The organism is Pseudomonas sp. TWR2-1-1 (genome assembly GCF_049897045.1).
Classification (GTDB): Bacteria; Pseudomonadota; Gammaproteobacteria; order Pseudomonadales; family Pseudomonadaceae; genus Aquipseudomonas; species Aquipseudomonas versuta.
Window position 1 is genome coordinate 422,457 of sequence record NZ_JAFCVM010000001.1, and the last position, 24,830, is coordinate 447,286.

The window sequence follows — 24,830 nt, forward strand, 5'->3', positions numbered from 1 at the left end:
CCGCAAACAGGGGGTGCGACACTGCGACATATTGTCACGGATAAGTGGTCGCACCCTGTGGCCGGGAGTGATTCGGGTCAGAAAAAACTCCGCGCGGGGTAGAAGCGGCAGCCGTCGGTTTGATGAGCCATGGGGGGCTTGAAAAGGTTCCACCGTGACTCCATGAAAAACCGCTGTAGCCCTTTTTATTTGGGCGTTCAGGCGGGTTGGCAGCCCGGCCGGCGTGCTCCATAAAGGGGCATTTACCCGCTGTGCCAATGGCGTGCTACAGGTGTGTGAGGGGGAGGTTTTCAGGTGCGCAAGGTAACAATCGAGAGTGATTGTTACCGTAGCCGAGAAGAATTATTTCTGGATGAGACATGGTTTATAGGGAGCTACCTAACTACAATCGCCCGCACTGAACGTCCAGCCTGCTCGTCCCTGAGCCCAAGCGGGAAGTTGAAGGGCGACTGGGCAGTTCATGACAGGCGTCCCATGCGACTCCCAGGTACTGGCAACCCTTCTAAGTTCCGCACCAAATGGAATTGGTCTGTAACAAGGCCATTGACCACGTATCGAATAAGAAACCACTGCTAACCCGGGATTTGCCTATTCGCCAGATGGCGATAGTGCAGGGCTACATGCAATTCCGGAAAAGAGCCAACCCTTGGCAGGGCGAAGTGTTGGCGAAAAAAACCAACTGCATTGTGCAAGCTGTTTTAGAGGTCGTGAGATGACTAAAAAAAGGTACCCCAGACTCCTTGGCTTATTGCCACTTTTCGGCACGCTGCTGCTGGGAGGTTGCGATTGGACATTGCTCAATCCGGTGGGGCAGGTCGGGATCGAAGAGAAAAATCTGATCATCACCGCAACACTGCTGATGCTTCTGGTCGTGGTTCCGGTCATTGCGATGACTTTTATCTTCGCCTGGAAATACCGTGCGTCGAACACCAAGGCTACTTACGCACCAAAATGGTCGCACTCGACCAAGATCGAAGTCGTAATCTGGACTGTGCCGATCCTGATCATCATCGCCCTGGGCATCCTGACCTACAAGTCGACCCACGCGCTGGATCCGTATCGCCCGCTGGAGTCTGACGTCAAGCCGATTACCATCGACGTGGTGGCAATGGATTGGAAGTGGCTGTTCATCTACCCGGAACAGGGTATCGCCACCGTCAACAAAATCGTGTTCCCGGCCAACACTCCAGTTAATTTCCGCGTTACTTCCGACACGGTCATGAACTCGTTCTTCATTCCAGGCCTGGGCGGTCAGATCTACGCCATGGCCGGTATGACGACCAAGCTGCACTTGATTGCCAACCACAACGCTGAGCTGCAAGGCATCTCTGCCAACTACAGCGGTGCTGGCTTCACGGGCATGAAATTCAAAGCGATCGCGACTTCTCAGGCTGACTTTGATGCCTGGGTAAGTGAAGTCAAAGCATCACCTAAACAGCTTGAACAAGCTGAATACGAAGCGCTGTCCAAGCCAAGTCAGAACAACCCCGTTGAGCTCTTCTCCTCGGTCACCCCGAACCTGTTTCAGAAAATCGTCGACAAGTACGAAGGTATGAATCCAGGCAAGCCGGTGAAACACGAGAAGAAAGAAGTGGCCGGGACCGATGGGGTGGACACGAGTTCGCATTCAGCTGCCGGGGCAGAGGAGTAAACGATGTTTGGTAAATTAAGTTGGGAAGCGGTCCCGTTCCACGAGCCGATTGTCATGGTCACTATTGCCATGATCGCGCTCGGTGGTCTGGCACTGTTTGCAGCAATCACTTATTTCAAGAAGTGGACCTACCTGTGGACCGAATGGCTAACGTCAGTCGACCACAAGAAAATCGGCGTGATGTACATCATCGTCGCCATGGTCATGCTCCTGCGCGGCTTTGCCGACGCCGTCATGATGCGTACCCAGCTGGCCATGGCCACCGAGGGTTCGCCCGGCTACCTGCCGCCTGAACACTATGACCAGATCTTCACCGCTCACGGTGTGATCATGATCATCTTCATGGCGATGCCATTCTTCACCGGCCTGATGAACCTTGCAGTGCCGCTGCAGATCGGCGCACGTGACGTGGCCTATCCGTTCCTTAACTCCCTGAGCTTCTGGCTGCTGGTGTCCGGCGTTGTGCTGGTCAACCTGTCGCTGGGCGTCGGCGAGTTCGCCAAGACCGGCTGGGTAGCTTATCCACCGCTGTCGGGCTTGCAGTACAGCCCTGGCGTGGGGATGGATTACTACATCTGGGCGCTACAGCTATCGGGGCTAGGTACGACGTTAACCGGGGTTAACTTCCTGGCGACCGTGCTGAAAATGCGTGCCCCTGGCATGAAGCTGATGGACATGCCGATCTTCACCTGGACCTGCACCTGGGCAAACGTCCTGATCGTGGCTTCGTTCCCGATCCTGACCGCTACCCTGGCACTGCTGACACTTGACCGTTACATGGATTTCCACATTTTCACCAGTGAACTTGGTGGCAATCCAATGATGTACGTCAACCTGTTCTGGGCGTGGGGTCACCCTGAGGTATACATCCTCATTCTGCCGGCATTCGGGATCTTCTCTGAAGTCATCTCGACCTTCACCGGCAAGCGTCTGTTCGGTCACCACTCGATGGTCTACGCCAGCGGCGCGATCTCGATCCTGGGCTTCATGGTTTGGCTGCACCACTTCTTCACCATGGGTTCGGGGGCCAGCGTCAACGCCTTCTTCGGCCTGGCGACGATGCTGATTTCGATCCCGACGGGGGTGAAGCTATTCAACTGGCTGTTCACCATCTATCAAGGTCGTCTGCGTTTCACCAGCCAGGTTCTGTGGACCCTGGGCTTCATGGTGACCTTCGCGATCGGCGGCATGACCGGCGTACTGCTGGCCATCCCGGGTGCTGACTTCGTACTGCACAACAGCCTGTTCGTAATTGCTCACTTCCATAACGTGATCATCGGCGGCGCAGTATTCGGTTACATCGCTGGTTTCAGCTTCTTCTTCCCTAAAGCGTTCGGCTTCAAACTGAACGAGAAGTGGGGCAAGGCAGCGTTCTGGTTCTGGTGTGTTGGCTTCTTCGTTGCGTTCATGCCGCTCTATGCACTGGGCTTCATGGGCATGACCCGTCGTCTGAATGCCACTACCAACCCTGAGTGGGTGCCTTACCTGTACGTTGCAGCGTTCGGCGCAGCCTTGATTGCAATCGGTATCGCTTGCCAGCTGATCCAGCTGTACGTCAGCGTTCGTGACCGCAAGCTGCCAGAGAACGCCTGCGAGCACGGCGATCCATGGAATGGCCACACCCTGGAATGGTCGACTTCGTCGCCACCTCCTTTCTACAACTTCGCTGTAGTGCCAAAAGTAGACGGTATCGACGCGTTCACCGAAGCCAAGGAAAACGGTACTGCGTACCAGGCTCCGGCCAAGTACTCGCCGATCCACATGCCTAACAACACCGCTACCGGTGTGTACATGGGTGCTCTGCTGACCGTGTTCGGTTTCGCAATGATCTGGCACATCTGGTGGCTGGCAATCGTTGGTCTGGTAGGCACTGTTGTGGTCTTCGTTGCCCACGCTGCCCGTGACGACCAGGGCTACATGGTGCCGGTTGAGACCATTGAGCGTATCGAGGCCGAGCAGCACAAGCGTCTGGTAGCCGCCAAAGCAATCCCGGCTACCCGTGTTGAAACCAAGTTGGAACAGGCTTAAACCATGTCGAACTTAGCGACCACTGCTGGACACGCTCATGGTCACGACCATGAGCACGAGGAACACCACGACGCGGGCGAGACTACCGTATTCGGTTTCTGGCTCTACCTGATGACCGACTGCATTTTGTTCGCGTCGATCTTCGCGGTATATGCAGTTCTGGTTAACAACGTAGCGGGTGGCCCGTCGGGCCACGACATCTTCGAGCTGCCTTACGTACTGGGTGAAACCGCCCTGTTGCTGTTCAGCTCGATCACCTACGGCTTCGCCATGCTGGCGTTGTTCAAGGGCAAGAAACAGCAAGTGCTGTTCTGGCTGGGTGCGACCTTCCTGCTGGGTGCCGGCTTCATCGGCATGGAAATCAACGAGTTCCACATGTTGATCTCCGAAGGCTACGGCCCTAGCCGTTCAGGCTTCCTGTCCGGGTTCTTCACCCTGGTCGGTACCCACGGTCTGCACGTGACCAGCGGTCTGATCTGGATGGCGATCATGATGTACCAGGTGCAGAAAAATGGCCTGACGTCGACCAACAAGACCCGTCTGAGCTGCCTGAGCCTGTTCTGGCACTTCCTGGACGTGGTGTGGATCTGCGTATTCACCGTTGTTTACCTGATGGGGACTTTGTAATGGCTAACGCACATTCCGACGGCGCCAACCACGGCAGCGTGAAGTCCTATGCGATTGGCTTCATCCTGTCTGTAATCCTGACTGTCATTCCTTTCGGCCTGGTGATGTACCCGAGCCTGCCGAAAATGACCACCCTGGCGATCGTGCTGTTGTTCGCCGTGGTGCAAGTAGTCGTTCACCTGGTGTACTTCCTGCACCTGGACCGCTCGGCCGCGCAACGCAACAACGTCACGGCGCTGGTATTTGCCGCGATGGTTATCGTGCTGCTGGTGGGCTTGTCCCTGTGGATCATGTTCAGCATCCACACCGAAATGATGGCGAAGTGAGGTAAGACCCGATGTCCTTTAAGCACTTTATCCAAATCACCAAACCGGGGATCATTTTCGGTAACGTGCTTTCTGTGGCAGGCGGGTTCTTCCTGGCCTCGAAGGGGCACTTTGATCTTGCCCACTTCCTGGCCGCGGTAATCGGCACCTCACTGGTGGTCGCGTCGGGTTGCGTGTTCAACAACTGCATCGACCGTGACATCGACATCAAGATGGACCGCACCAAGAACCGCGTACTGGTACAAGGCTTGATCTCCCTCAAAGTGGCGTTGATCTACGCCACCTTGCTGGGGGTTGCCGGCCTGGTACTGCTGTATCGCGTAGCCAACCCGCTGGCGGCACTGTTCGCGGCGATCGGCTTTGTGATCTACGTCGGTCTGTACAGCCTGTACTTCAAGCGCAAGTCGGTTCACGGCACGCTGATAGGCAGTCTGTCGGGTGCAATGCCGCCGGTTATCGGCTACGTCGCAGTCAGCAATAACTTCGACATGGCCGCACTGACCCTGCTGGTGATGTTCAGCCTGTGGCAGATGCCGCATTCCTACGCCATCGCGATTTTCCGCTTCAACGATTACCTGGCCGCATCGATTCCGGTGTTGCCAGTGAAGCGCGGGATCAAGGTTGCCAAGAAGCACATCCTGCTCTACATCCTCGCGTTCCTGATCGCGACCCTGATGCTCACCCTCGGCGGTTACGCCGGCATGAGCTACATGGCCGTGGCTGCCGCGATGGGCATGTACTGGCTGTACATGGCGTGGACCGGTTACAAGGCGGTCGACGACAAGGTCTGGGCACGCAAGCTGTTCGTGTTCTCGATCTTCACCATCACCGCGCTTAGCGTCATGATGTCCCTGGATTTCAAAGTGCCGTCCGAGTTGCTACTGACTTACGCGCACTGAGTTGGCCAGATAGAAAAAGCCCCGCCTTCGAAAGAAGTGCGGGGCTTTTTTTTGGACTCCAGACGTGTTCCGGCGGGCAAACGTCCCTCCAGCATGGCGGTGACAAAGGCGCTGCACAGTTGAACCTGCAGCGGTTCATCATGCTGGCTGGAGCGCATGGATATCTCTGGGTCAATCGGCGGAACGCCACCCTGACCCAAGACTCTTTTGCAGCGCTATATAGTCCTTGATCAGTTGCCCGTCACTGTGAATCCGGTCCTGCTCTGCGTGGTAACGGGTGCGCTCGGCGTCGAGCCAGTCGAGCACGCTGCTGGTGCCCGCGCGATAACGTTGCTCGGTCAGTTGCGAGGCATGCACGGCACTGCTTTCGACGCGGCCCAGAGTGGTCCGGCGCTGGCGCTCATTGCCATAACGGGCCAGTGCTACATCGGCGTCACGCAGGGCACTGAGCACGCTGCTGCGGTAGTTGGCCAGCGCTTCGTCGCGTCCGGCTTCGGCCTGTTTGACCTGCGCCCGCACGCGCCCAAAATCCAGCCAGTTCCATTGCAGATACGGCACCCCCAGCCCGCTCAGGTTGTCTTTGCGCAGCAAGTGTCCAGGTTCGCTGGCGCTGAAGCTCAAAGATCCGAACAGGCTGACCTTGGGGAAGGCCGCGGCCCGGCGCTCACCGATCTGTGCCGTGCTTGAGGCCAGGCGTCGTTCGGCGGCGCGGATGTCCGGACGTTGCTGCAGCAACTGCGCCGGATCACCGACATTGACCGTTGCCGGCAGGGCGGGCAGAGGCTGTTCTGTGCTCAGGCGAGTGTCCAGTGCGCCGGGTTGCAGGCCGCCGAGCAGGGCCAGTTGATCAAGGGACTCGATCACTTCCAGCTCCAGAGCAATAGAGGCCGCATGGGTGGTTTCGACCTGGGTGGCGATGCGCTCGCGGTCCAGTTCCGAGGCGGTACCGCGGTTCAGTCGCTGCTCGGTAAAGTCCAGCAATTGGCGTTCCAGCTGCTCGGACTGGCGGGCAATGCGCAGCCGTTGTTGCTGATCGCGCAGGCCGATATAGGCCTGGCCCGTTTCAGCGGCCAGTTGCACCTGCACATCGGCCAGGTCGGCATTCACTGCATCGGCTTCGGCGCTGGCAGCCTCAATTGCCCGGCGGTTACCACCGAACAGGTCCAGCTCCCAGCTGGCATCGAAGCCGCTCAGGTACAGATGGCTGACCGCGGTATTTTTAGCCCCCGATCCGCTATACAGCGCTGCGGCGGTGGCAGAGCTTTTGGGCAGTGCATCACTGCGTTGTTCCGACAGCCCGGCGCGGGCCTGACGCAGCCGGGCTTGGGCTGCCTGCACGTCCGGGCTGTTGTTCAAGGCACTGTCGATCAGTTGGTTGAGCACCGGGTCGTTGAGCCCGCGCCACCAGTCGGCAACCCCGGGTGTACGTGCCAGCGTGCCGGGCACCTGACGTTGAAATGCCTGGCCTTGCACCTGGCTGTCGGGCGCCCTGGTGTAATCCGGGCCCAGGGTGCATCCGGCCAGCAACAGTGGCCACAACAGGCTCAAGGGTTTGCAAGCAATCATGGTCAGTGTCCTGTGCTCAAAGGCGTACCGGCAGGCGGCTTTTTCAGAAAGAGGGCGATGGGCAGGCACAGCAGCAACGCGATGCCCAGTACATAAAAGGTTTCGCTGTAGGTCATCACTTGCGCCTGCACCTGGATCTCACTGGCCAGTTGGCCCAAGGCCTGAAGCCGGGCATGGGCGAGGTCGCCATGGGCGGCGAAAAACCCCCGGGTGGCTGCAGCCAGGTGAGTCTGGGCTTCGACCGATTGCACGGTGACGGCATCGCGCAAGGTGTCGTCATGGAAACTGTTGCGCCGCTCGATAAAGGTCCCCAGCAGGGCCAGCCCCACCGAGCCGCCAAGGTTGCGCGCCATGTTGTAGATACCGGCTGCTTCGCCGGCTTCATGGGCCGGCACGCAGCTCATGGACGCCTGATTGAGCGGCATCATCGCCATCACCTGGCCCAGCCCCAGCAACAGTTGGGTGCGGGTAAAGCTGTCGCCCACGCTGTCGGCCGTCAGCCCCATGGCCAGCAAGCAACTGCTGGCCAGGCAACCGAGGCCGAGCATCACCATGATGCGGGTATCCACGCGGCCGATCAGGCGCGGCAGAATCGGCATCATCACAAAGGCCGGCAGACCCGACATCAGCATCACCGCACCCGATTGCTGGGCGTTGAAACCGGCGATATTGCTGAGAAATTGCGGCAGCAAAAAAGCCACGCAATACAGGCCGCAGCCGACCACAAAGACAATCGCGATGACGCTGGCAAAGCGCGGGTTGAGCAGCAGCTTGAGGCGCACAATCGGAGTTTTCGTCAGCTTCTGCGCCACCAGCAACAGCGCAATGCCGGCGACGGCCAGCAGGCTCAGGACGATGATGTGAGTGGACTCGAACCAGCGCTCGCGATTGCCTTCTTCCAGCACCACGGTCAGGGCACTGAGGCCCACCGTGAGGCCGATAATCCCCAGCCAGTCAGCCTTGAACAGCGCCTGCCAGTCAGCCGGGCTTTTTTTCAGCCCCTGGCTGAGCATGACCAGCAGCAGTGCGCACACCGGAATGTTCAGAAAGAAACACCAGCGCCAGCTGAAGTTCTCGGTCAGGGTGCCGCCCAGCACCGGCCCCAGAAGCGGCCCGAGTAGCACGATCAGGCCAAACATGGTCATGCCGATGGGCATTTGATGGCGCGGCAAGCGGGTCGCCACCAGCACTTGCGCAGTGGGGATCATGGCGCCGCCGGCGAAGCCCTGGCCAAGCCGGCCGATGACCATTTGCGGCAAGGTTTCGCTCAGACCGCAGAGGATTGAAAACAGGCTGAACAGGATCGCGTTGCCGATCAGAAAATTGCGCAGACCGAACACCCGGGTCAGCCAGGCTGTCAGCGGAATCATGACGATTTCAGCCATCAGATAGCCGGTCGAGATCCACGTGCCTTCAGTGCCCGAGGCGCCGATCTGTCCTTGAATCTGCGGCAGCGCAGCATTGGTGATCGAAATGTCGAGGGTGGCCATCAACGCACCCAGGGCGCCTGCGATCACCACAATCCAGTCGCTGGTGCTGGCATTGGTCAGGGGCGGGTTGAACGCTGCGACACCAGCGCCGGGGTTAGCCACGGGGTTGTGCTGCGGCGACGGGGGTGCCCCGGGTGTCGACATCGACCGTGGCCGACAACCCGGGCATCAACTCAATCGAGGTATCAGGGGCGGCTTGCAGACGAATCCGCACCGGCACCCGCTGCACGATTTTGGTGAAGTTGCCGGTGGCATTGTTGGAAGGCAGCAGCGCGAATTGCGAACCGGTGCCGGGTGACAGGCTTTCGACAACACCCCCGAACGTCGTGTCCGGCCAGGCATCGATATGCACCGCCACCGACTGGCCGGGGTGCATGCGCTCGATCTGGGTTTCCTTGAAGTTGGCGGTGAGGTACAGCTCATTGAGCGGCACGATACTCATCAGCCGCGTGCCGGGCTGCAGGTATTGGCCTACGCGTACCGAACGGCTGCCGACGCGTCCGGCCAGCGTGCTGTAGACCAGCGTGTCCTGCTCATCGAGTTGGCTCTGGCGGGTGCTGGCCTGGGCGCTGGCCAACTGCGCGCGGGCCTGTTCGATGGTGGCGCGGCGGGTCTGCAACTGGCGCTGCGCTACGTTCAAAGCAGCCGCCTGCGCGGCTCTCTGGGCACTGGCCTGGCGCAGGGCATTGCGTAGCTCGGCCATGCGCTCGTGGGTTTCGGCGCCGCTGCGGGCCAGTGGCGCATAGCGTTGTACCTGGGCGGCGGCGTATTGCTCGTTGGCCGTTTCACCTTCGAGCTGCGCCTGCACCTGGGCAATCGAGGCGCTGTGCTGTTCCAGCTCGGCCTCGCCCCGGGCGATGTCGGCTTCGGCGGCACGGATGGCTGCTTCGGCCTTCTCCCGGGCTGCCTGATACGGCCTCGCATCGAGCCGCACCAGAGGCTGGCCGACGCTGACAGTCTGGTTATCGCTGACGTACACCTCACTTACCGTGCCCGAGATCTTGGCCGCCACGCTCAGACTGTCTGCCTGCAGGTAGGCATCGTTGGTGCTCTCGATAAAGCGCCCGACGCTCCACCAGTGAGCCCCCAGCAGGGCGGCGCCGATCAGCGCGGTCAGACCGAGTCCAGCCAGGAGCATTGTTTTCAGCGGCTTGCGCGGTTGCTGCAGTTGAGTGGGTGGTTCAAGCGGCTGATGTGCGGTCATGGTTGTCTCAATTGTTAGCAGTTGTAACAATTATTGCGATCGGTAAAATTATGTCAACCGATATAAATTGAGGCACACTCGCGTCTTCATCGATCAAGGAGAACCCCATGAGCACTATTCACCGGCGCCGACCAGCCAGCGAAGGCGGCTACAGCTGTGGCGATGAAACCAGTGCGCGGATTATCGAAGCGGCGTTGACGCTGTTCGGCGAGCAGGGCTACGAGGGGGCATCGACTCGTGAAATTGCCGAGTTGGCGGGGGTCAATGCCCCTGCGCTCAATTACTATTTCAAAAGCAAGGAAGGGCTCTACAACGCCTGTATCGAATACATGGTGGAACAGATCTGGGCCTTCCTGGCGCCGACCATCGAACAGGCTCAGGCGCAGTTGGGTGCGCGGCCCGACACCGAGCAACTGATTGAAACCTTTTGCTCGATCCAGAGCAAAATTGCCGAGTTCATGCTGGTGTCTAACCGGACCAACAGCTGGCGCAAATTTTACGCGCGCGAGCAGGCCGGGTTAGGCCCGAGTGCGGGCGAAGAGATGATCAGTCAGCGTATTGGCCAGCGTCTTATTGGCGTGACCAGCGGCATCATCTCGCGGTTGATGGGGCCCCATGCGAGCCAGGAGGAATGCATCCTGCGCTCCATGGCCCTGACCGGGCAGTTGCTGCCATTCCACCTGACCCGTAACAGCTCGCTCAAGGCCCTGGACTGGGATGTGCTGACGCCGCAGCGCTATGCCATGTTGATGAACATTGTCCTCGAGCAGACCGTAACCCTGTTGCGCGGCCTGGCGCGATAAAACCGTTACAAACGCTCGCCCCTCTGTAGGAGCGAGCTTGCCTCGCGAGCTTTTTATCGAGTCCATCAATATCAATAGCCTTGAACTGATGCCCGTCAGCCAGTCATGGAGCAACTTTGCGATTGAGCGCGCTCTGGGCGCGTGACGCTGGCTCCGGGCACTACACAGCAATATTCGCAAGAGCAGTTTTGCTACCCGTCCGGCATTAGGAATTTAACTAGGAAATATCCTAAAGACAGCTAGGAGTCATTGCCATAGTGTGCCCGCAGGCTGGTTTTATTTAAAAAATGGCACACGTGGCAAATCACTCCGGAAGAGTGTTTGCAAACTTACCGGCCCGTCCCGTCAAGGAGGTACTTGCTTCAGGCAGCAGGTACCGCTGTTTGTTTTTTATCAATAAACAGCAAAGACATTTGCGGATTAACTACCTGTGAAATCCTGTCTGATGCCCGGTCGTGGAGATAAAAAATGTACGGATCCCTAGCAGAACAAGTACGTGAAACAGCGCACACAGAGCAATCTAAAGAGGACATGTTATTTGCCATTCTTGCCGGTCTGTCCGGCTTGCATCCGGCAACATCGGCAATAGGTCTGGCAAGAAGTTATATGAAGGTCTGTGCCCAAAGCGGGTTGAAGATGAACCCTTACTTTGTCCAAAACGGCGATATGGGGGGTTCCCCTAAAACAGCCAGAATGCTTGCCAATCGCAATCTTAAGGGTTTGGGCGTGGCTTCTACCGGTCTTGGACTTGGCGCACTGGCCCCTGCCATCTCGCCAGTTCCCGCACCCTTCTCAGTAGCCCGGCATGCCTCTGCAACCACCTCGACAGCGATACATCTGCGCAGGCTTTCAGAATTGCTCGCGGCCTATCAACCCTTTGCAGTGGGCGACGAACAAGTCGGCGATGCCATTAAGTGGTTGCAACTGGCTATCGAAGTAAAGCTCGTAAAGCTGGCATTTCGGGGAACAGAAACCGCCTTGTCGACCACCTCGACTCTGCTCTCATTTACCGGCATCGGTCTGGTAGGAAAGATCCCCATGATCATGATTAACGTGCAGCTTGAGCTGGCCAGGCAAGGGGTCAGCAACAAGTACGCAGCCCTGTGCAAGATCGCGGCAATGGAGTTGCAATGGGCGGCATTTCTTGAACAAAAGGGCCATGGCACAACAATGGCGGAATTTAATGTCAGTACCGCTTTTCGAACGGACAGTATCGAAAAGCTTGAACAACGAAAAATGATGCTTGGCGCGGCAATAACTTCCCAGGTACGCAGTCAGGCTCTCGACGCCCGGACAGGTAACACCGGGCTGGGCCCGGCGACGCTGATCATTAAAGAAATCATGGCCAAACATACGTTCCAAGGGCTGTTCTGTTCGGAGCATGACTACAAAAGCATGATCAACGAGCCCGCGGGCTGGAATGCCATTGCGGCAAAGCTCATGAATATATAAATCTGCGTGAAGCCCGTTTTGTTTAACGGTACCGGTTATTAAAGCGCAGGCGCCCTCAAGCACTTGTCTGCCAGGAGGGCGACCCTGCCTGCGGCTTTAGTACCGGTTTCTTTGGAGCCTACGTTGTTGTTGGTTGAGGAGCGGTAGCCAGCAACTTCGTGATTAGCATATACATGTTTTCAATACGCGAGACGTGCGCCCTATTGTTACCGATATTCAAATTTGCATTAACGTAATATTCATCTTGCGCAACGCACTCCACCAGGCCGCAATGCCAGACTGCTCTGTCCACTTGGCCATCGCCCACTAAAACAGTGGGCCCAAGGAGTCTATATTGACTGTTCAAAGTATTTACGACGACGGGCCGGCTGCGCGAGGCTGACAAGAAAGGGGAGCGCCGTACGCCGATGATGCGTTTCCCCCACCAGTAAAATCGGTTTGCGATTACATTTTCTGGCTTGATGCCCCACTGGGCAGCCAGTGGTTTTATTAATTCTTCATAACTGCCTGACAGGATGAAAATATGAACTCCATCTTCTTTAAGTTGATATATAAGTTGGGCCATTTTCGGATCTGGCGCATGAGCTCTGCTCAGAATATATTGCTGAATATGTGACTGGCGGATTCGGGTCGTCATTCGATAAAGGAAAAATAATTCTTTGAACGTCGCCACGCCTGCGAGTGCTCTCGGTGCTGTGCAGGCAAGTTTTGAAAGTAGAAAGTCTCGGTTGCTGCGCGATTGAAACGATAGCTTTAATATCTCTACAATGCTTTCTTCAGGGAGCAGTGTATGGTCGAAATCAAATATTACATTCACAGCTGACCTCTGCACGGTAAGGTATTTTTCTTCACGCCTAAAATATGAAGCTGGGATGTTAAAGTGAGCTGCGATGCTGTTTTGCACGTTATCCGCGTAAGCGTATTCAGCATTGGTGTGTGCGGCTTCAGAAAATCCAAGCGTTGGTTTGTTTTGCGCGGTCCGAATCCTACTACAGCGCCCTTGGGGGGTTCTGTAAGAATTTTCCTAAAAAACTGTAGTCATTAAATAGGAATTACGTCGCTGATATGCGAGCAAATGTGCAGATTTTTGAGTTGATCTTGTGCGCTTAGGCGATGTTGCCTTCTTCTTGGATGCTCGGGTGTGCAGTCTCGCCGGTCAATTAATGATGCGATGCATGCCCGGTTCTGCTTCACACACTCTATTAAAATTTGCATTGGCATAATAATGCACAGCTACAAATCGATAGTTGTTTGCGGGGCTTTGTGCCTACGGCGGTTTTTTTAAATTAGTTTTACATTGCTGATGCGTCGACATGTTTAAACACTCCCTTTCGACTGCAAAAAATCGATGGGCCATGTTTTGGGTTCAGTCGATCGGGGAGGTAATGAAATAACGCCTGATCAATTAGCAGGCGTTTAGCGCGCAGCGAGGGCACGTTAAACACAACCCCTCTCGTTATGTCATCACAGGCCAGCCTGCTCCCACAGAGTTTTGCCAGAGTGAACATCAGCACATCCGGTGGGAGCGGCGGGTAACAGTTACTCCGGATGCCATCCCAGCTGGCTGGAGATTTGTTGTGACGCCTCCATCAGTTGTTTGACGTAGTCCTGTTTCAGTTCTTCGCGGAAGCGGAAGCACGGAAAGGACACGCTCATGCCGCCGATGACGTGACCGAAGCGGTCTTTGATCGGGGCTGCCAGGCAACGCATGTTGTCTTCGAATTCTTCATGGTCTTCGCCATAGCCTTGTTCTCGAACCAGCGCCAGTTCTTTGAGGTAGTCCTCGATGCTGGTCAGCGTATTGGCTGTGCGACGCTCGAAACTTTCTTCCTGCAAATGCGCCAGCAACTCATCTTCTTCCAGCCAGGCCATCAGTACTTTGCCGATGCCCGTGCAGTACAGCGGTGCACGCCGACCGATACGCGAGTACATGCGCAGATTGTATTTGGAGTCGATTTTGTGCACGTAGACGATGCTGCCTTCGTCGAGGATGCCCAGGTGTACGGTCTCGCCGGTCAATTCATTGATGCGGCGCATACCCGGTTCGGCTTCGCGCACGATATCCAGATGGGGCAGGGCCTGCGCCCCCAGTTCAAAGAGCCGGACGCTGAGCCGGTAGCGGTCCTCGGCATCCTGGACCACATAGCCACGCGCCTTGAGTGACTGCAAAAAGCGGTAAACCGTACTTTTTGACATCTCCAGTTTTTGCGCGATTTCGGAAACGCCACTTTCCTCGGGATGCTCGGCCAGGGCTTCAAGCACGGCCATGGTCCGGCCGACGGCCGAGACCAGTTCATTGTTCTGGGTGGTGCTGTTGTCCATGGAGGCTCCAACGCAAATGTTAAAAACCCAAGGATATACCCGAGGGAATCAAAACGCTGTTTCATTTTTCTTGACGGTGCATGAAATCTGATTAAACTCGGGCTCAAAGAGTTAAATGAAACGCCGTTTCGAAAATAACAAATGTGCAGTGCGGCACATGCTGCACTCACGCAAAGCGACCCCTATAAAAACAAGGCGCGCAGTGATGACGGTAACGCTTGGACAGTCCCCCTCAGCCCGTCCCCCAAGGGTGGCGCTGGTAGGCGAGTGCATGATCGAGATGCGCGCTGAACCGGACGCGCTATACACCCAGACGTTCGGCGGTGACACGCTAAACGCGGCGGTCTACCTCTCTCGTCTGAGCGCGGGTAGCGCGATGGTTACGGACTACATAACCGCCATCGGCGCAGACTCTTTCAGCGTCGCCATGCGCCAGTTGTGGCGGGACGAAGGCGTCGGCGACCAGCATGTGCGTGTGATCAAGGATGCTCTGCCGGGGCTGTACTTCATCCAGACCGATGAACAGGGCGAAAGACGCTTTGTGTACTGGCGTGGCGAAGCCGCAGCCCGGCGTGTATTCGACGGTCCTGAAGCGGATGCGCTACTGCAGGCGCTGGCCGGTTACGACTATGTCTATCTGAGCGGCATCAGCCTGGCAATTCTCACGCCCGGCGGCCGCGAGCGCCTGATGGATGCCTTGCGCCAGGCGCGCCAGGCAGGCACCCGCATCGTTTTCGACAATAACTACCGTCCTCATTTGTGGCCCGACACGCAGACTGCGCGCCAGGTTTACAGCGACATGCTGCGCCTCACAGATCTGGCCCTGATTACCTGGGAAGACGACGTCGCCCTGTTCGGTTATGCCGATCACGAGGCGCTGTTCCAGGCCTATGTCGGGTTCGGGGTGGGCGAAGTGGCACTCAAATGTGGTGCAGCGCCGTGTGTCATCCAGTGCGCGGCCGGGCGTTTCGAGGTGCCCGCCGAGCGGGTGCCGCGGATTGTCGATACCACCGCGGCAGGTGACTCCTTCAGCGCCGCTTACCTCGCGTGCCGCTTGCAGGGCGGCACGCCGCAACTGGCTGCGCGCTGGGGGCACCAACTGGCGGCCCGGGTGGTTCAGCATCAAGGTGCGCTGATCCCCGTGGCAGCCATGCCGAGTCTGCACATGCCGTCTTTTTCTTCTATCGCCGAGGCTTGATCGAATGAAAATTATTGAAGCGCGGGTGATTGTCACGTGCCCCGGTCGCAACCTGATTACCCTCAAGATCGTCACCGATTCAGGGCTCTACGGTATCGGTGATGCCACTTTGAATGGCCGGGAAATGGCGGTGGTCGCCTACCTGCAGGAGCACGTGCTGCCCGCGTTGATTGGCCGTGATGCCCGGCGCATCGAGGACATCTGGCAATACCTGTATCGCGGTGCCTACTGGCGCCGTGGCCCGGTGACCATGACCGCCATTGCCGCCGTAGACGTGGCGCTGTGGGACATCCTGGCCAAGGCCGCCAACATGCCGCTCTACCAGATACTCGGTGGCAAGAGCCGCGAACGGGTGATGGTCTACGGCCACGCCACTGGCAAGGACATCGACGGTTGCCTGGAAGAAGTCGCCCGCCATGTGGAACTGGGCTACAAGGCGGTACGGGTGCAATGCGGGATTCCGGGCATCGCCACCACCTATGGCGTCGCTAAACGCAGCGGCGAGCGTTATGAACCGGCCGACAGCGATCTGCCTGCCGAGCATGTGTGGGACACCGCCAAGTACCTCAATCATGTGCCCAAGCTGTTCGCCGCCGTGCGTGAGCGTTTTGGTGACGACCTGCACATCCTGCACGACGTCCATCATCGCCTCACGCCTATTGAAGCCGCGCGACTGGGCAAGGCGGTGGAGCCGTTCAATCTGTTCTGGCTTGAAGACTGTACCCCGGCCGAGAACCAGCAAGCCTTTCGCCTGATCCGTCAGCACACCACCACGCCGCTGGCGGTGGGTGAGGTGTTCAATTCGATTCACGACTGCCGCGAGCTGATTCAGGAACAACTGATCGACTACATCCGCGCCACTCTGGTCCACGCCGGCGGTATCAGCCATGTGCGGCGCATTGCCGATTTTGCCGCGCTCTATCAAGTGCGCACCGGCTTCCATGGCGCCACCGATCTGTCGCCGGTGACCATGGGCGCAGCGCTGCATTTCGACACCTGGGTGCCCAACTTCGGGATTCAGGAACACATGCCCCACGACCCGCTGACCGACGCAGTTTTCCCTCACGCCTACCATTTTGCAGACGGTTATTTCACCCCTGGTGAAACCCCGGGGCATGGCGTGGACATTGATGAAGAACTGGCCGCCGAGTACCCCTACAAACGGGCAAGCCTGCCGGTCAATCGCCTTGAAGACGGCACGCTCTGGCACTGGTAAGCGGCATCGAAAGCTTTTTGCACGACTGTTTAATAACTATAAAAATCTGGACGCTGCGTCCGGGCAGGAGTTATCCGATGAAAGCGTTTCAAGTAACAGCACCTTTTGAATTCGGCCTGGCCCAGGTCGCGATCACGCAGCCGGGACGCAGCGAGGTCAAGGTCGATGTGGCCTACGCCGGCATCTGCGGCTCGGACTTGCACATCATTCACGGACAGAACGCCTTCGTGAAATTCCCCCGGGTAACCGGCCATGAGTTTTCCGGCGTGGTCAGTGAAGTTGGCGCAGACGTGGAGCACATCAAGGTTGGCGACCGTGTGTGTATCGACCCGGTTATCAGTTGCGGCACCTGCTACCCCTGCCGTATCAATCGGCCCAACGTGTGTACCCGCTTGCAAGTGATCGGAGTGCACCGCGACGGCGGCTTCAGCGAGCAGGTGTGTGTGCCGCAGAGCAATGTCCATCGCCTGCCGGACAGCATGTCGCTCAGCCATGCCGCGCTGGTGGAGCCTTACTCCATCGCCCTCAACGTGCTCGATCGCATGCAGCCGCACCCCGGCGACAGCCTGTTGATCTACGGCGCCGGAGTCATCGGCCTGACCCTGGTGCAAATGGCCCGGGCCTTGGGGCTGACCGACATCACCGTGACCGATGTGATTGACGAGCGGCTGGCCAACGCACGCTCTCTGGGTGCCACCCGTACCCTCAATGGCAAGGACGTCGATGTTGAGGCGACGATGCGAGAAGTGACCGGGGGCGAAGGTGTGCCGCTGATTGTCGATGCTGCCTGCATTCCGGCGCTGATGCCGCAAATGGTGCGTCTGGCCTCGCCTGCGGGCCGTATCGGCCTGCTCGGTTTCAGCACCACGCCCACCGATCTGGTGCAGCTGGAAATGATCAAGAAAGAATTGACGCTGGTGGGCTCGCGCCTCAACAACCGCAAGTTCGCGCGGGTGATTGAACTGATCGCCAGTGGCAAGTTGCAGGTTCAGGAAATGATCAGCCATCGCATCCAGTTCGATGAGATGCCGGCGGCCATCGCGATGATCGAGAACCACCCCGAGCAGACCCGAAAAGTATTGGTGCAAGTCAACAGTGACCATCACTGACTGGCGGCTACTCATCAAAGGGTAGGGGCGGGCAAACCCGCTCCCACAGCAGTTTTAGATACACGTGCCCGATCACGGGCACCCTCACCGAATAAAACAACAAGCGGGAGGTTCCAATGTTTGGTCAAGGCCGTACATTAATCATCATCATGCTGTTCCTGGCAGGCGTCATTAACTACCTGGATCGCTCTGCATTATCCGTGGCGGCCCCGTTCATCCAGAAAGACTACGGTCTGACCACGGGTGAAATGGGCATGATTTTCAGCAGTTTTTTCGTCGGCTACGCGGCGTTCAACTTTATCGGCGGCTGGGCGGCTGACCGCTATGGTGCAAAAACCACGCTACTGATCGCCATGGTGCTGTGGTCGCTGTTCAGCGGTTTGACCATCCTGACCATCGGCTTCGCCTCCCTGGTGTTTATCCGCATCCTGTTCGGCATGGGTGAAGGACCGCTGAGCGTCACCACGAGCAAGATGGTCAACAACTGGTACACGCCCAAACAAAGGGCGCGGGCACTGGGCACATCGATGTCCGGCACGCCTTTGGGCGGTGCCATTTCCGGGCCGGTGGTGGGCTTTATCGCCATCAGCTACGGCTGGAAAGTGTCGTTCATCATCATCATGTTGATGGGGCTGGTGTGGGCGGCGGTCTGGTACAAGTTCGTCAAGGACAAGCCGGACGGCAAGGTCGCCGAAGAGATTGCAGAGGGTGAAGGCCTGAGCGAGGTCGCGTCGTTGCCGGTGCATCCGTTGCGCTATTACCTCAAGCAACCGACGGTGCTGTTCACCTCGCTGGCGTTCTTTTCCTATAACTACACGCTGTTCTTCTTTCTGACCTGGTTCCCCAGCTACCTGACCATGGCCCACGGCCTAAACGTCAAGGAGATGAGCATCGCCACGGTCATTCCCTGGTTACTCGGCTTCCTGGGCCTGGCGCTGGGCGGTTTCATTTCCGACTACGTGTTCAAGAAAACCGGGCGAATGATGTTTTCGCGCAAAGTGGTGCTGGTGACGTGCCTGCTGGCCTGCGCCATTTGCATCGGCTTCGCAGGGATCGTCAAAACCCTGTATCCGGCGGTCATTCTGGTAGCACTGGCGGTATTCTTCCTGTACCTCACCGGTGCGATTTACTGGGCAATCATCCAGGACACGGTGCCTGCCGCACGCGTCGGCGGTGTCAGCGGTTTCATGCATTTTCTGGCCAATACCTCGGGCATTATCGGGCCGACCCTCACCGGCTTTCTGGTGCAGTTCACCGGCTCGTTCACCAGTGCCTTCCTGCTGGCGGGGCTGCTGACCATCATCGGCGCCGTCTGTGTGGCGCGCTATGTAAAACCTCTGGCCGTGTCTGATGGAGTACCAACGGACAGCGTGGTGCCTCGCCCGGCCCTGACTCAGCCCCACTAAGGAGAGAAACGATGCCTGTCGTTCAACGCGTTCCCTCGGTGGCTGCCGAGGCCGGGGTCGGGATTGTGCATTTGGGCCTGGGAGCGTTTCACCGCGCTCATCAGGCGGTCTATCTGCAGCGTCATCTCAATCGCCACGGCCAAAGCCAGTGGGGGTTGTGCAGTGCCAACCTGCGTTCCAATCGCGCGCTGGTCGAACTGTTGCGTGAGCAGCAAGGGCGCTATTGCGTGGCCGAGTACCGTGACCGTGAACAGGTGACGTTACGCGACATCACGGTAGTGCGTGAAGCGCTGTACGTGGGCGATGGCGGGGCTGAACTGGAGTTGCTGTTGCAGCACATGGCCGCTCCGGGCACCCGGATAGTGACCCTGACGGTGACTGAAAAAGGCTATTGCCTGAGCCCCGCCACCGGTCAATTGCAAGTCCAGGACCCGGCGATTGTCCACGACCTTGCCCATCCCCGAACGCCACGGACCGCGCCGGGGATTGTGCTGGAAGCCCTGCGCCGCCGTTATGTCGCCGGGGTGCCGCCGTTCACCGTGCTGTGCTGCGACAACATGCCGGACAACGGCCAGCGCACCCGCCAGGCCGTGACTGGCCTGGCAGCGCCTCAGGACAGCGGCCTGGCGCAGTGGATCGCAGAGCAGGTGGCGTTTCCCGGTTGCATGGTCGACCGCATTGTTCCCGCGATGGATGCCCGGGCGTTCAGCCGCCTTGAGCAACAACTCGACTGCCATGACCGTGCGGCGGTGGTGTGTGAAAGCTTCAGCCAGTGGGTGATTGAGGACCACTTTCCCCTCGGACGCCCGGACTGGGAAGAAGAGGGCGTGCAGATGGTGGCTGATGTACGGCCGTTCGAAACCATGAAGTTGCGCCTGCTTAACGGCAGTCACTCGCTGTTGGCCTACATCGGTTTGCTGGCCGGTCATGAGTCGGTATTCGAGGCCATCAGTGATGCAGATCTGGCGCTGTTTATCCGCCGCTATATGGCCGAAGAGGCGACGCCGACCCTGGACATGCCGCCGGGCATCGATGTCGCCGGTTATGCCCGCGACCTGTGCGCGCGCTTTGCCAATGACAGCCTGCAACACCGGCTGCGGCAGATCGCCATGGACGGCTCGCAGAAACTGCCGCAGCGCTGGTTGCAGGGCGCCCGGCAACTACTGGATGCGGGGCGCAGCATTGATTGCATCGCACTGGGTGTTGCGGCCTGGATCCGCTATTGCACCGAACCGTTGCCGGGCCGCGAGGCGCAGGTAATCGACGATCCGTTGAGCGCCACCTTTGCCGATATTGCCGGACGCTTTGACGGCACCTTGCGGGTAGACGCTTTTCTCGACCTGGAGCAGGTGTTCCCGGCCGCGCTGTCGGCTCGCCCGGCCTTTCGTGATGCGGTGCAGCGTGCCTATAGCGCGTTGGAGCGAACCGGCATGGGCAAGCATTTAAAAACTTTTGCAGCACATAACTAACAAGAAGGGAGATGGACATGGAACAGACTTGGCGTTGGTTCGGCCCCAAAGACCCGATTTCACTGGCTGATGTGCGACAGACCGGGGCCACCGGTATTGTCACCGCGTTGCACGATATTCCCAATGGCCAGGTGTGGCCGGTGGAGGCGATCGCGTCCCGCAAGCAGATGATCGAAGCCGCCGGTCTGACCTGGTCGGTGGTAGAAAGCATCCCGGTGCATGAAGACATCAAGCGCGGCTGTGGCCGACGTGACGAGTACATCGCCAACTATCAGCAGAGCGTGCGCAACCTGGCGATCTGCGGCATCGATATCGTCTGCTACAACTTCATGCCGGTGCTGGACTGGACCCGTACCGATCTGGCCTGGGAGCTGGAAGATGGCGGCTGGGCACTGCGTTTTGATCAGACCGCATTTGCCGCTTTCGATCTGTTCATCCTCCAGCGTCCGGGAGCTGAGGCCGAGTACAGCGCAGAGGATATCCAGCAGGCCAAAGCCTACTTCGAAGCGTTGACCCCGGCCCGCAGCGAGGCCTTGGTCAACACCCTGATTGCCGGTCTGCCGGGTGCCGAAGAGCATTACAGCCTGGAAGATTTCCGTGCCTTGCTGCGCACCTATGCCGATATCGACGAGACGAAGTTGCGTGAGCATCTGGGGCACTTCTTGCGGCAAGTGATTCCGGTCGCTGAAGAAGCGGGTGTGCGCATGGCGATCCACCCGGATGATCCACCGCGGGCGTTGCTGGGCTTGCCGCGCATTCTTTCCACGGCGGCAGACGCGCAATGGTTGCTGGATGCCGCGCCAAGCCCGGCGAACGGCCTGACCTTCTGCACCGGCTCTTATGGTGTGCGTGAAGACAACGATCTGGTGGCGATGGCCAAGCAGTTTGCGCCGTTCATTTACTTCACTCACCTGCGCTCAACCCGCCGTGAGGCTGACCCGCGCAGTTTCCATGAGGCTCACCACCTGGGCGGCGACGTCGATATGGTCGGGGTGATTGGTGCGCTGGTTGAAGAGGATCTGCGACGTGAACGCGAAGGCGGTCCACGGCTGCCGTTGCGCCCGGACCACGGGCACCAGTTACTGGATGACCAGCACCGCAAGAGCAACCCGGGCTATTCGTTGATCGGTCGCCTCAAGGGGCTGGCAGAAATACGCGGCGTGGAAATGGCCATGCGCCAACAGCTGGGCTGATCAGGGCATTGGCCTGCAGGCGCGCAACGCGCTCCTGCAGGCAGTGCAATGGTGAATCAGAACAGCCATTGAGCGCCGAGGGAGTAGCCGGTCTGGCTGCCCTCATCATTGCCAAGGCGGCCATTGATTTCGGCGTAAAGCCCCAGTTGCGGGGTGATCGCCAACTGGCTGCCGACCTGGGCCCGACCATAGCTCTTGTCGACGCTGCCCAGTTTTGCCCCTCGGGCTTTTCCGTCCGCCAGGCTGGTCAACAGGATGTCGTCCAGACGTCCGTCACCCATTTCCCAGACCCAGGCAATGTCGCCGTACGGCTGCAGGCTCATGCCGGCCGGCAGGTCGAAACTGCCCCGTACACGCCAGCCGAGGCTGGCCTGCAGGGAGTCGAAACTTTGCTCCTCATAGGTGAGGGCAGTACGCAGCTCCTGTTTTTCGTGGAACTTGTCGATCCGGTAATGGCTGTAATCAAGCCCGGCGAAAGGACCGCTTTTGATCGGGCCGACGTCGAAGTCATAGCCGCCGATAACCCGCGCACCGAGGCTGAGGGCATCGGTTTCACCGGTCAGCTTCTGACTCAGCAGCACCGGGCCGCCGTTGGCCTGGATCAGCAGATTGCGCTTGCTGTCGAAGCTGCTGTGCCCGGCGCTCAGGTCGCCTGCCAGCCATGCCGGGCCGCCGTCGTTGAGCAAGGCATAGATCGCCGCCTGCCAGCTGTCATTGTCGAGCTTGCCGCCATGTTCCAGCTTGTCGCGGCCATTGAGGTAACTGAGGCTGGCGCCCAGGGTCAGGCTCGGGGTCAATTGATAATCTCCCAGAGCATGCAGGCCCAGTCGCCGGCCTTCGTGGAAGGGGCCACTGTCTGCGGTGTACTCGCCATCAATGCCTATTTCGCCATCAAAGGTGCCCGCCTCACGAGTGGCCGACTGCAAGGTCAGCCAGCGCCGGTCCAGCAGGTTTACCTGAGCCTGGTGCTGACGTTGCAGACTGTCCTGCATCGCCCGGGCGACGGCCCCGCCAGACGCCGTTGACGCCATGAGGTCGGCATTGGTCAGCTCCAGCACCAGACGGCTGAGCAGGCGCGAATAGTCGCGCAGGCGCTGCTCGATACGCTCCTGGCCAAAGGCATCGGTGAGCACGGTTTCATTGTCTTTTTTGGGATCATGCCAGGTCGCTCCGCCGGGGATTGCCGGGTTGTCGGTCTGGGTGTAGCCGTCCATGTCCCCCAGTTCCCAGTTGGTGGCTTCGATGTAGAGCACCGGAATATTCAGTTTTTCAAAGGATTCGCCATCACTGCAGCAACCGGTGCCGGCAGGGTAGGCTGCGTCCAGACCGGGGTTGGTATGCAGGTCGATATTGAGCTCTTTGGCCAACTTGAACGCATGTTCGCGCAGTGCCGCCAGCCCCGGGTTGGTCGCACTGTTTTTGCCGGAGTGGGCATACATCATGTCGCCGGTGATCAGGCTGTCGAGGTTGATCATGGCCAGCATGTTGTCCTTCTGGCTGGTACTCAGGCTGTTCACAAAGGCCTTGGATCCTTGCAGGCCTTCTTCTTCGGCGCCAAAGCCGATCACCTGCAGCCCGTACTCCAGCGGCAGGCCGTTGAGATTGCGGGCGATTTCGGTGAGCACGCTGGCGCCCGAACCGTTGTCGTCGACCCCTTGCAGGGCAGGGCGACCGAAGTAGGTATCAAAGTGGGCGCCGACCACCACGTATTGCGCCAGTCTGCCTGGGGCATAAGCCACGACGTTTTGCGAGCTGCGGCTGTTACCGGCGCCCCAGGAAAAATCCTGGCGGGAGATGCTGTAGGCGTCGCCCATCCGGCTTTGCATCCAGTCGGCCGCCCCGGCGAAATTGGCCGTGCCCCGATAGCGGCCCGGGTAGTCATGAATCAGCTTGTCGAGGGTGTCACCAGCGTATTCGCCGTAGTCATAGGCCTGGCCTGAGGTTGACAGCAGGGCGCCGGCAACGCTGACAGCGAGTGCGAGAGGTTTGATCACAACGTCTTCCTTGAGTTTTTCTTTTTGGATTGAGGCATTACGTCTAGACCATTTGCAGGATGTGCGCCCCTTTATCGACGTCTTGAACAATTGACGCACAGCGTTAAGGGTTCGTCGCCAATGTGGCGGGCAAGCCCGCTCCCACAGGGGGAGGGGCAGATTGCGATGTTTTTCTGTAGGCGCTGGCTTGCCAGCGAGCGCTGCCTTGAAGCCAGCAGCGACGCCATCGCGGGCAAGCCCGCTCCCACAGGGGGAGGGGCAGATTGCGATGTTTTTCTGTAGGAGCTGGCTTGCCAGCGAGCTCTGCCTTGAAGCCAGCGGCGCTGCCATCGCGGGCAAGCCCGCTCCCACAGGGGGAGGGGCAGATTGCGATGCTTTTCTGTAGGCGCTGGCTTGCCAGCGAGCTCTGGCTTGAAGCCAGCAGCGACGCCATCGCGGGCAAGCCCGCTCCCACAGGGGGGAGGGGCAGATTGCGATGCTTTTCTGTAGGAGCTGGCTTGCCAGCGAGCTTTGCCTTGAAGACAGCAGCGACGCCATCGCGGGCAAGCCCGCTCCCACAGGGGGAGGCGGGAGATTGCGGTGTTTTTCTGTAGGCGCTGGCTTGCCAGCGAGCGCTGCCTTGAAGCCAGCGGCGCTGCCATCGCGGGCAAGCCCGCTCCCACAGGGGGAGGCGGGAGATTGCGGTGTTTTTCTGTAGGAGCTGGCTTGCCAGCGAGCTCTGCCTTGAAGACAGCGGCACTGCCATCGCGGGCAAGCCCGCTCCCACAGGGGGAGGGGTGATTGCGGTGTTTTTCTGTAGGAGCTGGCTTGCCAGCGAGCTCTGCCTTGAAGACAGCGGCGCTGCCATCGCGGGCAAGCCCGCTCCCACAGGGGGGAG

19 protein-coding genes are annotated in these 24,830 nt (G+C 58.8%); 13 read left to right on the forward strand and 6 right to left on the reverse strand.

Annotated features, from left to right (window positions below; genetic code table 11):
- Positions 1 to 712: 712 nt before the first annotated feature.
- Genes cyoA through cyoE form a run of 5 tightly spaced genes read left to right on the forward strand, consistent with a single transcriptional unit; the run spans position 713 to position 5,531 of the window.
- Positions 713 to 1,651 carry a ubiquinol oxidase subunit II gene (gene cyoA / locus ACP7BO_RS02060; RefSeq protein WP_060690776.1) on the forward strand — a complete coding sequence of 313 codons (939 nt, stop codon included), beginning with the start codon at positions 713 to 715 and terminating at the stop codon, positions 1,649 to 1,651.
- Between the two features lie 3 nt (positions 1,652 to 1,654).
- A complete protein-coding gene (cyoB, locus tag ACP7BO_RS02065; protein ID WP_426208367.1) occupies positions 1,655 to 3,679 on the forward strand; it encodes a cytochrome o ubiquinol oxidase subunit I in 2,025 nt (674 codons plus the stop codon).
- A gap of 3 nt (positions 3,680 to 3,682) precedes the next feature.
- Positions 3,683 to 4,306 (forward strand): cytochrome o ubiquinol oxidase subunit III, encoded by a 624-nt coding sequence (locus ACP7BO_RS02070; protein WP_060690778.1) that lies wholly within the window; start codon positions 3,683 to 3,685, stop codon positions 4,304 to 4,306.
- Positions 4,306 to 4,632 carry a cytochrome o ubiquinol oxidase subunit IV gene (cyoD, locus tag ACP7BO_RS02075; RefSeq protein ID WP_003443534.1) on the forward strand — a complete coding sequence of 109 codons (327 nt, stop codon included), beginning with the start codon at positions 4,306 to 4,308 and terminating at the stop codon, positions 4,630 to 4,632. The genes ACP7BO_RS02070 and cyoD overlap by 1 nt, the downstream gene beginning before the upstream one ends.
- An 11-nt stretch (positions 4,633 to 4,643) precedes the next feature.
- Entirely contained in the window at positions 4,644 to 5,531 is an 888-nt protein-coding gene (cyoE, locus tag ACP7BO_RS02080; RefSeq protein ID WP_426208369.1) for a heme o synthase, read from the forward strand.
- Positions 5,532 to 5,702: 171 nt separating this feature from the next.
- Here cyoE and ACP7BO_RS02085 read toward each other — a convergent pair whose 3' ends face one another.
- Genes ACP7BO_RS02085 through ACP7BO_RS02095 form a run of 3 tightly spaced genes read right to left on the reverse strand, consistent with a single transcriptional unit; the run spans position 5,703 to position 9,791 of the window.
- A complete protein-coding gene (locus ACP7BO_RS02085; protein ID WP_426208371.1) occupies positions 5,703 to 7,097 on the reverse strand; it encodes an efflux transporter outer membrane subunit in 1,395 nt (464 codons plus the stop codon).
- Between the two features lie 2 nt (positions 7,098 to 7,099).
- Complete coding sequence (locus ACP7BO_RS02090; RefSeq protein ID WP_397455804.1) at positions 7,100 to 8,689, reverse strand: MDR family MFS transporter; 1,590 nt, start codon at positions 8,687 to 8,689, stop codon at positions 7,100 to 7,102.
- Positions 8,682 to 9,791, reverse strand: a complete 1,110-nt coding sequence (locus ACP7BO_RS02095) for an HlyD family secretion protein (protein WP_426208374.1) — start codon at positions 9,789 to 9,791, stop codon at positions 8,682 to 8,684. The genes ACP7BO_RS02090 and ACP7BO_RS02095 overlap by 8 nt, the downstream gene beginning before the upstream one ends.
- A 107-nt stretch (positions 9,792 to 9,898) precedes the next feature.
- Between ACP7BO_RS02095 and ACP7BO_RS02100 the strand changes: the two genes are divergently transcribed.
- Complete coding sequence (locus ACP7BO_RS02100; protein WP_397455806.1) at positions 9,899 to 10,594, forward strand: CerR family C-terminal domain-containing protein; 696 nt, start codon at positions 9,899 to 9,901, stop codon at positions 10,592 to 10,594.
- Positions 10,595 to 11,062: 468 nt separating this feature from the next.
- Entirely contained in the window at positions 11,063 to 12,046 is a 984-nt protein-coding gene (locus tag ACP7BO_RS02105) for a hypothetical protein (protein ID WP_426208376.1), read from the forward strand.
- Positions 12,047 to 12,164: 118 nt separating this feature from the next.
- Here the strand turns inward: ACP7BO_RS02105 and ACP7BO_RS02110 are convergent, their stop codons facing one another.
- The gene (locus tag ACP7BO_RS02110; protein WP_426208378.1) at positions 12,165 to 12,950 is read right to left on the reverse strand and encodes an HAD family hydrolase; all 786 of its coding nucleotides are present in this window, start codon (positions 12,948 to 12,950) and stop codon (positions 12,165 to 12,167) included.
- Between the two features lie 635 nt (positions 12,951 to 13,585).
- Positions 13,586 to 14,368, reverse strand: a complete 783-nt coding sequence (kdgR, locus tag ACP7BO_RS02115) for a DNA-binding transcriptional regulator KdgR (RefSeq protein WP_397455808.1) — start codon at positions 14,366 to 14,368, stop codon at positions 13,586 to 13,588.
- Between the two features lie 205 nt (positions 14,369 to 14,573).
- Between kdgR and ACP7BO_RS02120 the strand changes: the two genes are divergently transcribed.
- The 6 genes from ACP7BO_RS02120 to uxuA all read left to right on the forward strand — a co-directional run bounded on the left by ACP7BO_RS02120 (position 14,574) and on the right by uxuA (position 21,959).
- Positions 14,574 to 15,566 (forward strand): sugar kinase, encoded by a 993-nt coding sequence (locus ACP7BO_RS02120; RefSeq protein WP_397455809.1) that lies wholly within the window; start codon positions 14,574 to 14,576, stop codon positions 15,564 to 15,566.
- 4 nt (positions 15,567 to 15,570) lie between these two features.
- Entirely contained in the window at positions 15,571 to 16,782 is a 1,212-nt protein-coding gene (manD, locus tag ACP7BO_RS02125) for a D-mannonate dehydratase ManD (protein WP_060690786.1), read from the forward strand.
- A gap of 77 nt (positions 16,783 to 16,859) precedes the next feature.
- A complete protein-coding gene (locus ACP7BO_RS02130; protein WP_426208381.1) occupies positions 16,860 to 17,891 on the forward strand; it encodes a Zn-dependent oxidoreductase in 1,032 nt (343 codons plus the stop codon).
- A gap of 116 nt (positions 17,892 to 18,007) precedes the next feature.
- On the forward strand, positions 18,008 to 19,297 hold the full coding sequence (locus tag ACP7BO_RS02135; RefSeq protein ID WP_397455811.1) for an MFS transporter: 1,290 nt from the start codon (positions 18,008 to 18,010) through the stop codon (positions 19,295 to 19,297).
- 11 nt (positions 19,298 to 19,308) lie between these two features.
- Entirely contained in the window at positions 19,309 to 20,766 is a 1,458-nt protein-coding gene (locus ACP7BO_RS02140) for a mannitol dehydrogenase family protein (protein WP_397455812.1), read from the forward strand.
- A 17-nt stretch (positions 20,767 to 20,783) separates the two neighbouring features.
- Positions 20,784 to 21,959: a mannonate dehydratase gene (gene uxuA, locus ACP7BO_RS02145; protein ID WP_426208385.1), complete on the forward strand. Its 1,176-nt coding sequence runs from the start codon at positions 20,784 to 20,786 to the stop codon at positions 21,957 to 21,959.
- A 56-nt stretch (positions 21,960 to 22,015) separates the two neighbouring features.
- On the opposite strand, the gene ACP7BO_RS02150 is transcribed toward uxuA, so the two are convergent.
- The gene (locus ACP7BO_RS02150; RefSeq protein WP_426208387.1) at positions 22,016 to 23,953 is read right to left on the reverse strand and encodes an autotransporter domain-containing protein; all 1,938 of its coding nucleotides are present in this window, start codon (positions 23,951 to 23,953) and stop codon (positions 22,016 to 22,018) included.
- Positions 23,954 to 24,830 lie beyond the last annotated feature (877 nt).

What these genes read in the sequence shown, in the direction of transcription:
- cyoA (WP_060690776.1), top strand. Translation starts at nt 713, where the DNA reads ATGACTAAAAAAAGGTACCCCAGACTCCTTGGCTTATTGCCACTTTTC.
- cyoB (WP_426208367.1), top strand. Translation starts at nt 1,655, where the DNA reads ATGTTTGGTAAATTAAGTTGGGAAGCGGTCCCGTTCCACGAGCCGATT.
- ACP7BO_RS02070 (WP_060690778.1), top strand. Translation starts at nt 3,683, where the DNA reads ATGTCGAACTTAGCGACCACTGCTGGACACGCTCATGGTCACGACCAT.
- cyoD (WP_003443534.1), top strand. Translation starts at nt 4,306, where the DNA reads ATGGCTAACGCACATTCCGACGGCGCCAACCACGGCAGCGTGAAGTCC.
- cyoE (WP_426208369.1), top strand. Translation starts at nt 4,644, where the DNA reads ATGTCCTTTAAGCACTTTATCCAAATCACCAAACCGGGGATCATTTTC.
- ACP7BO_RS02085 (WP_426208371.1), bottom strand. Translation starts at nt 7,097, where the DNA reads ATGATTGCTTGCAAACCCTTGAGCCTGTTGTGGCCACTGTTGCTGGCC.
- ACP7BO_RS02095 (WP_426208374.1), bottom strand. Translation starts at nt 9,791, where the DNA reads ATGACCGCACATCAGCCGCTTGAACCACCCACTCAACTGCAGCAACCG.
- ACP7BO_RS02100 (WP_397455806.1), top strand. Translation starts at nt 9,899, where the DNA reads ATGAGCACTATTCACCGGCGCCGACCAGCCAGCGAAGGCGGCTACAGC.
- ACP7BO_RS02105 (WP_426208376.1), top strand. Translation starts at nt 11,063, where the DNA reads ATGTACGGATCCCTAGCAGAACAAGTACGTGAAACAGCGCACACAGAG.
- kdgR (WP_397455808.1), bottom strand. Translation starts at nt 14,368, where the DNA reads ATGGACAACAGCACCACCCAGAACAATGAACTGGTCTCGGCCGTCGGC.
- ACP7BO_RS02120 (WP_397455809.1), top strand. Translation starts at nt 14,574, where the DNA reads ATGACGGTAACGCTTGGACAGTCCCCCTCAGCCCGTCCCCCAAGGGTG.
- manD (WP_060690786.1), top strand. Translation starts at nt 15,571, where the DNA reads ATGAAAATTATTGAAGCGCGGGTGATTGTCACGTGCCCCGGTCGCAAC.
- ACP7BO_RS02130 (WP_426208381.1), top strand. Translation starts at nt 16,860, where the DNA reads ATGAAAGCGTTTCAAGTAACAGCACCTTTTGAATTCGGCCTGGCCCAG.
- ACP7BO_RS02135 (WP_397455811.1), top strand. Translation starts at nt 18,008, where the DNA reads ATGTTTGGTCAAGGCCGTACATTAATCATCATCATGCTGTTCCTGGCA.
- ACP7BO_RS02140 (WP_397455812.1), top strand. Translation starts at nt 19,309, where the DNA reads ATGCCTGTCGTTCAACGCGTTCCCTCGGTGGCTGCCGAGGCCGGGGTC.
- uxuA (WP_426208385.1), top strand. Translation starts at nt 20,784, where the DNA reads ATGGAACAGACTTGGCGTTGGTTCGGCCCCAAAGACCCGATTTCACTG.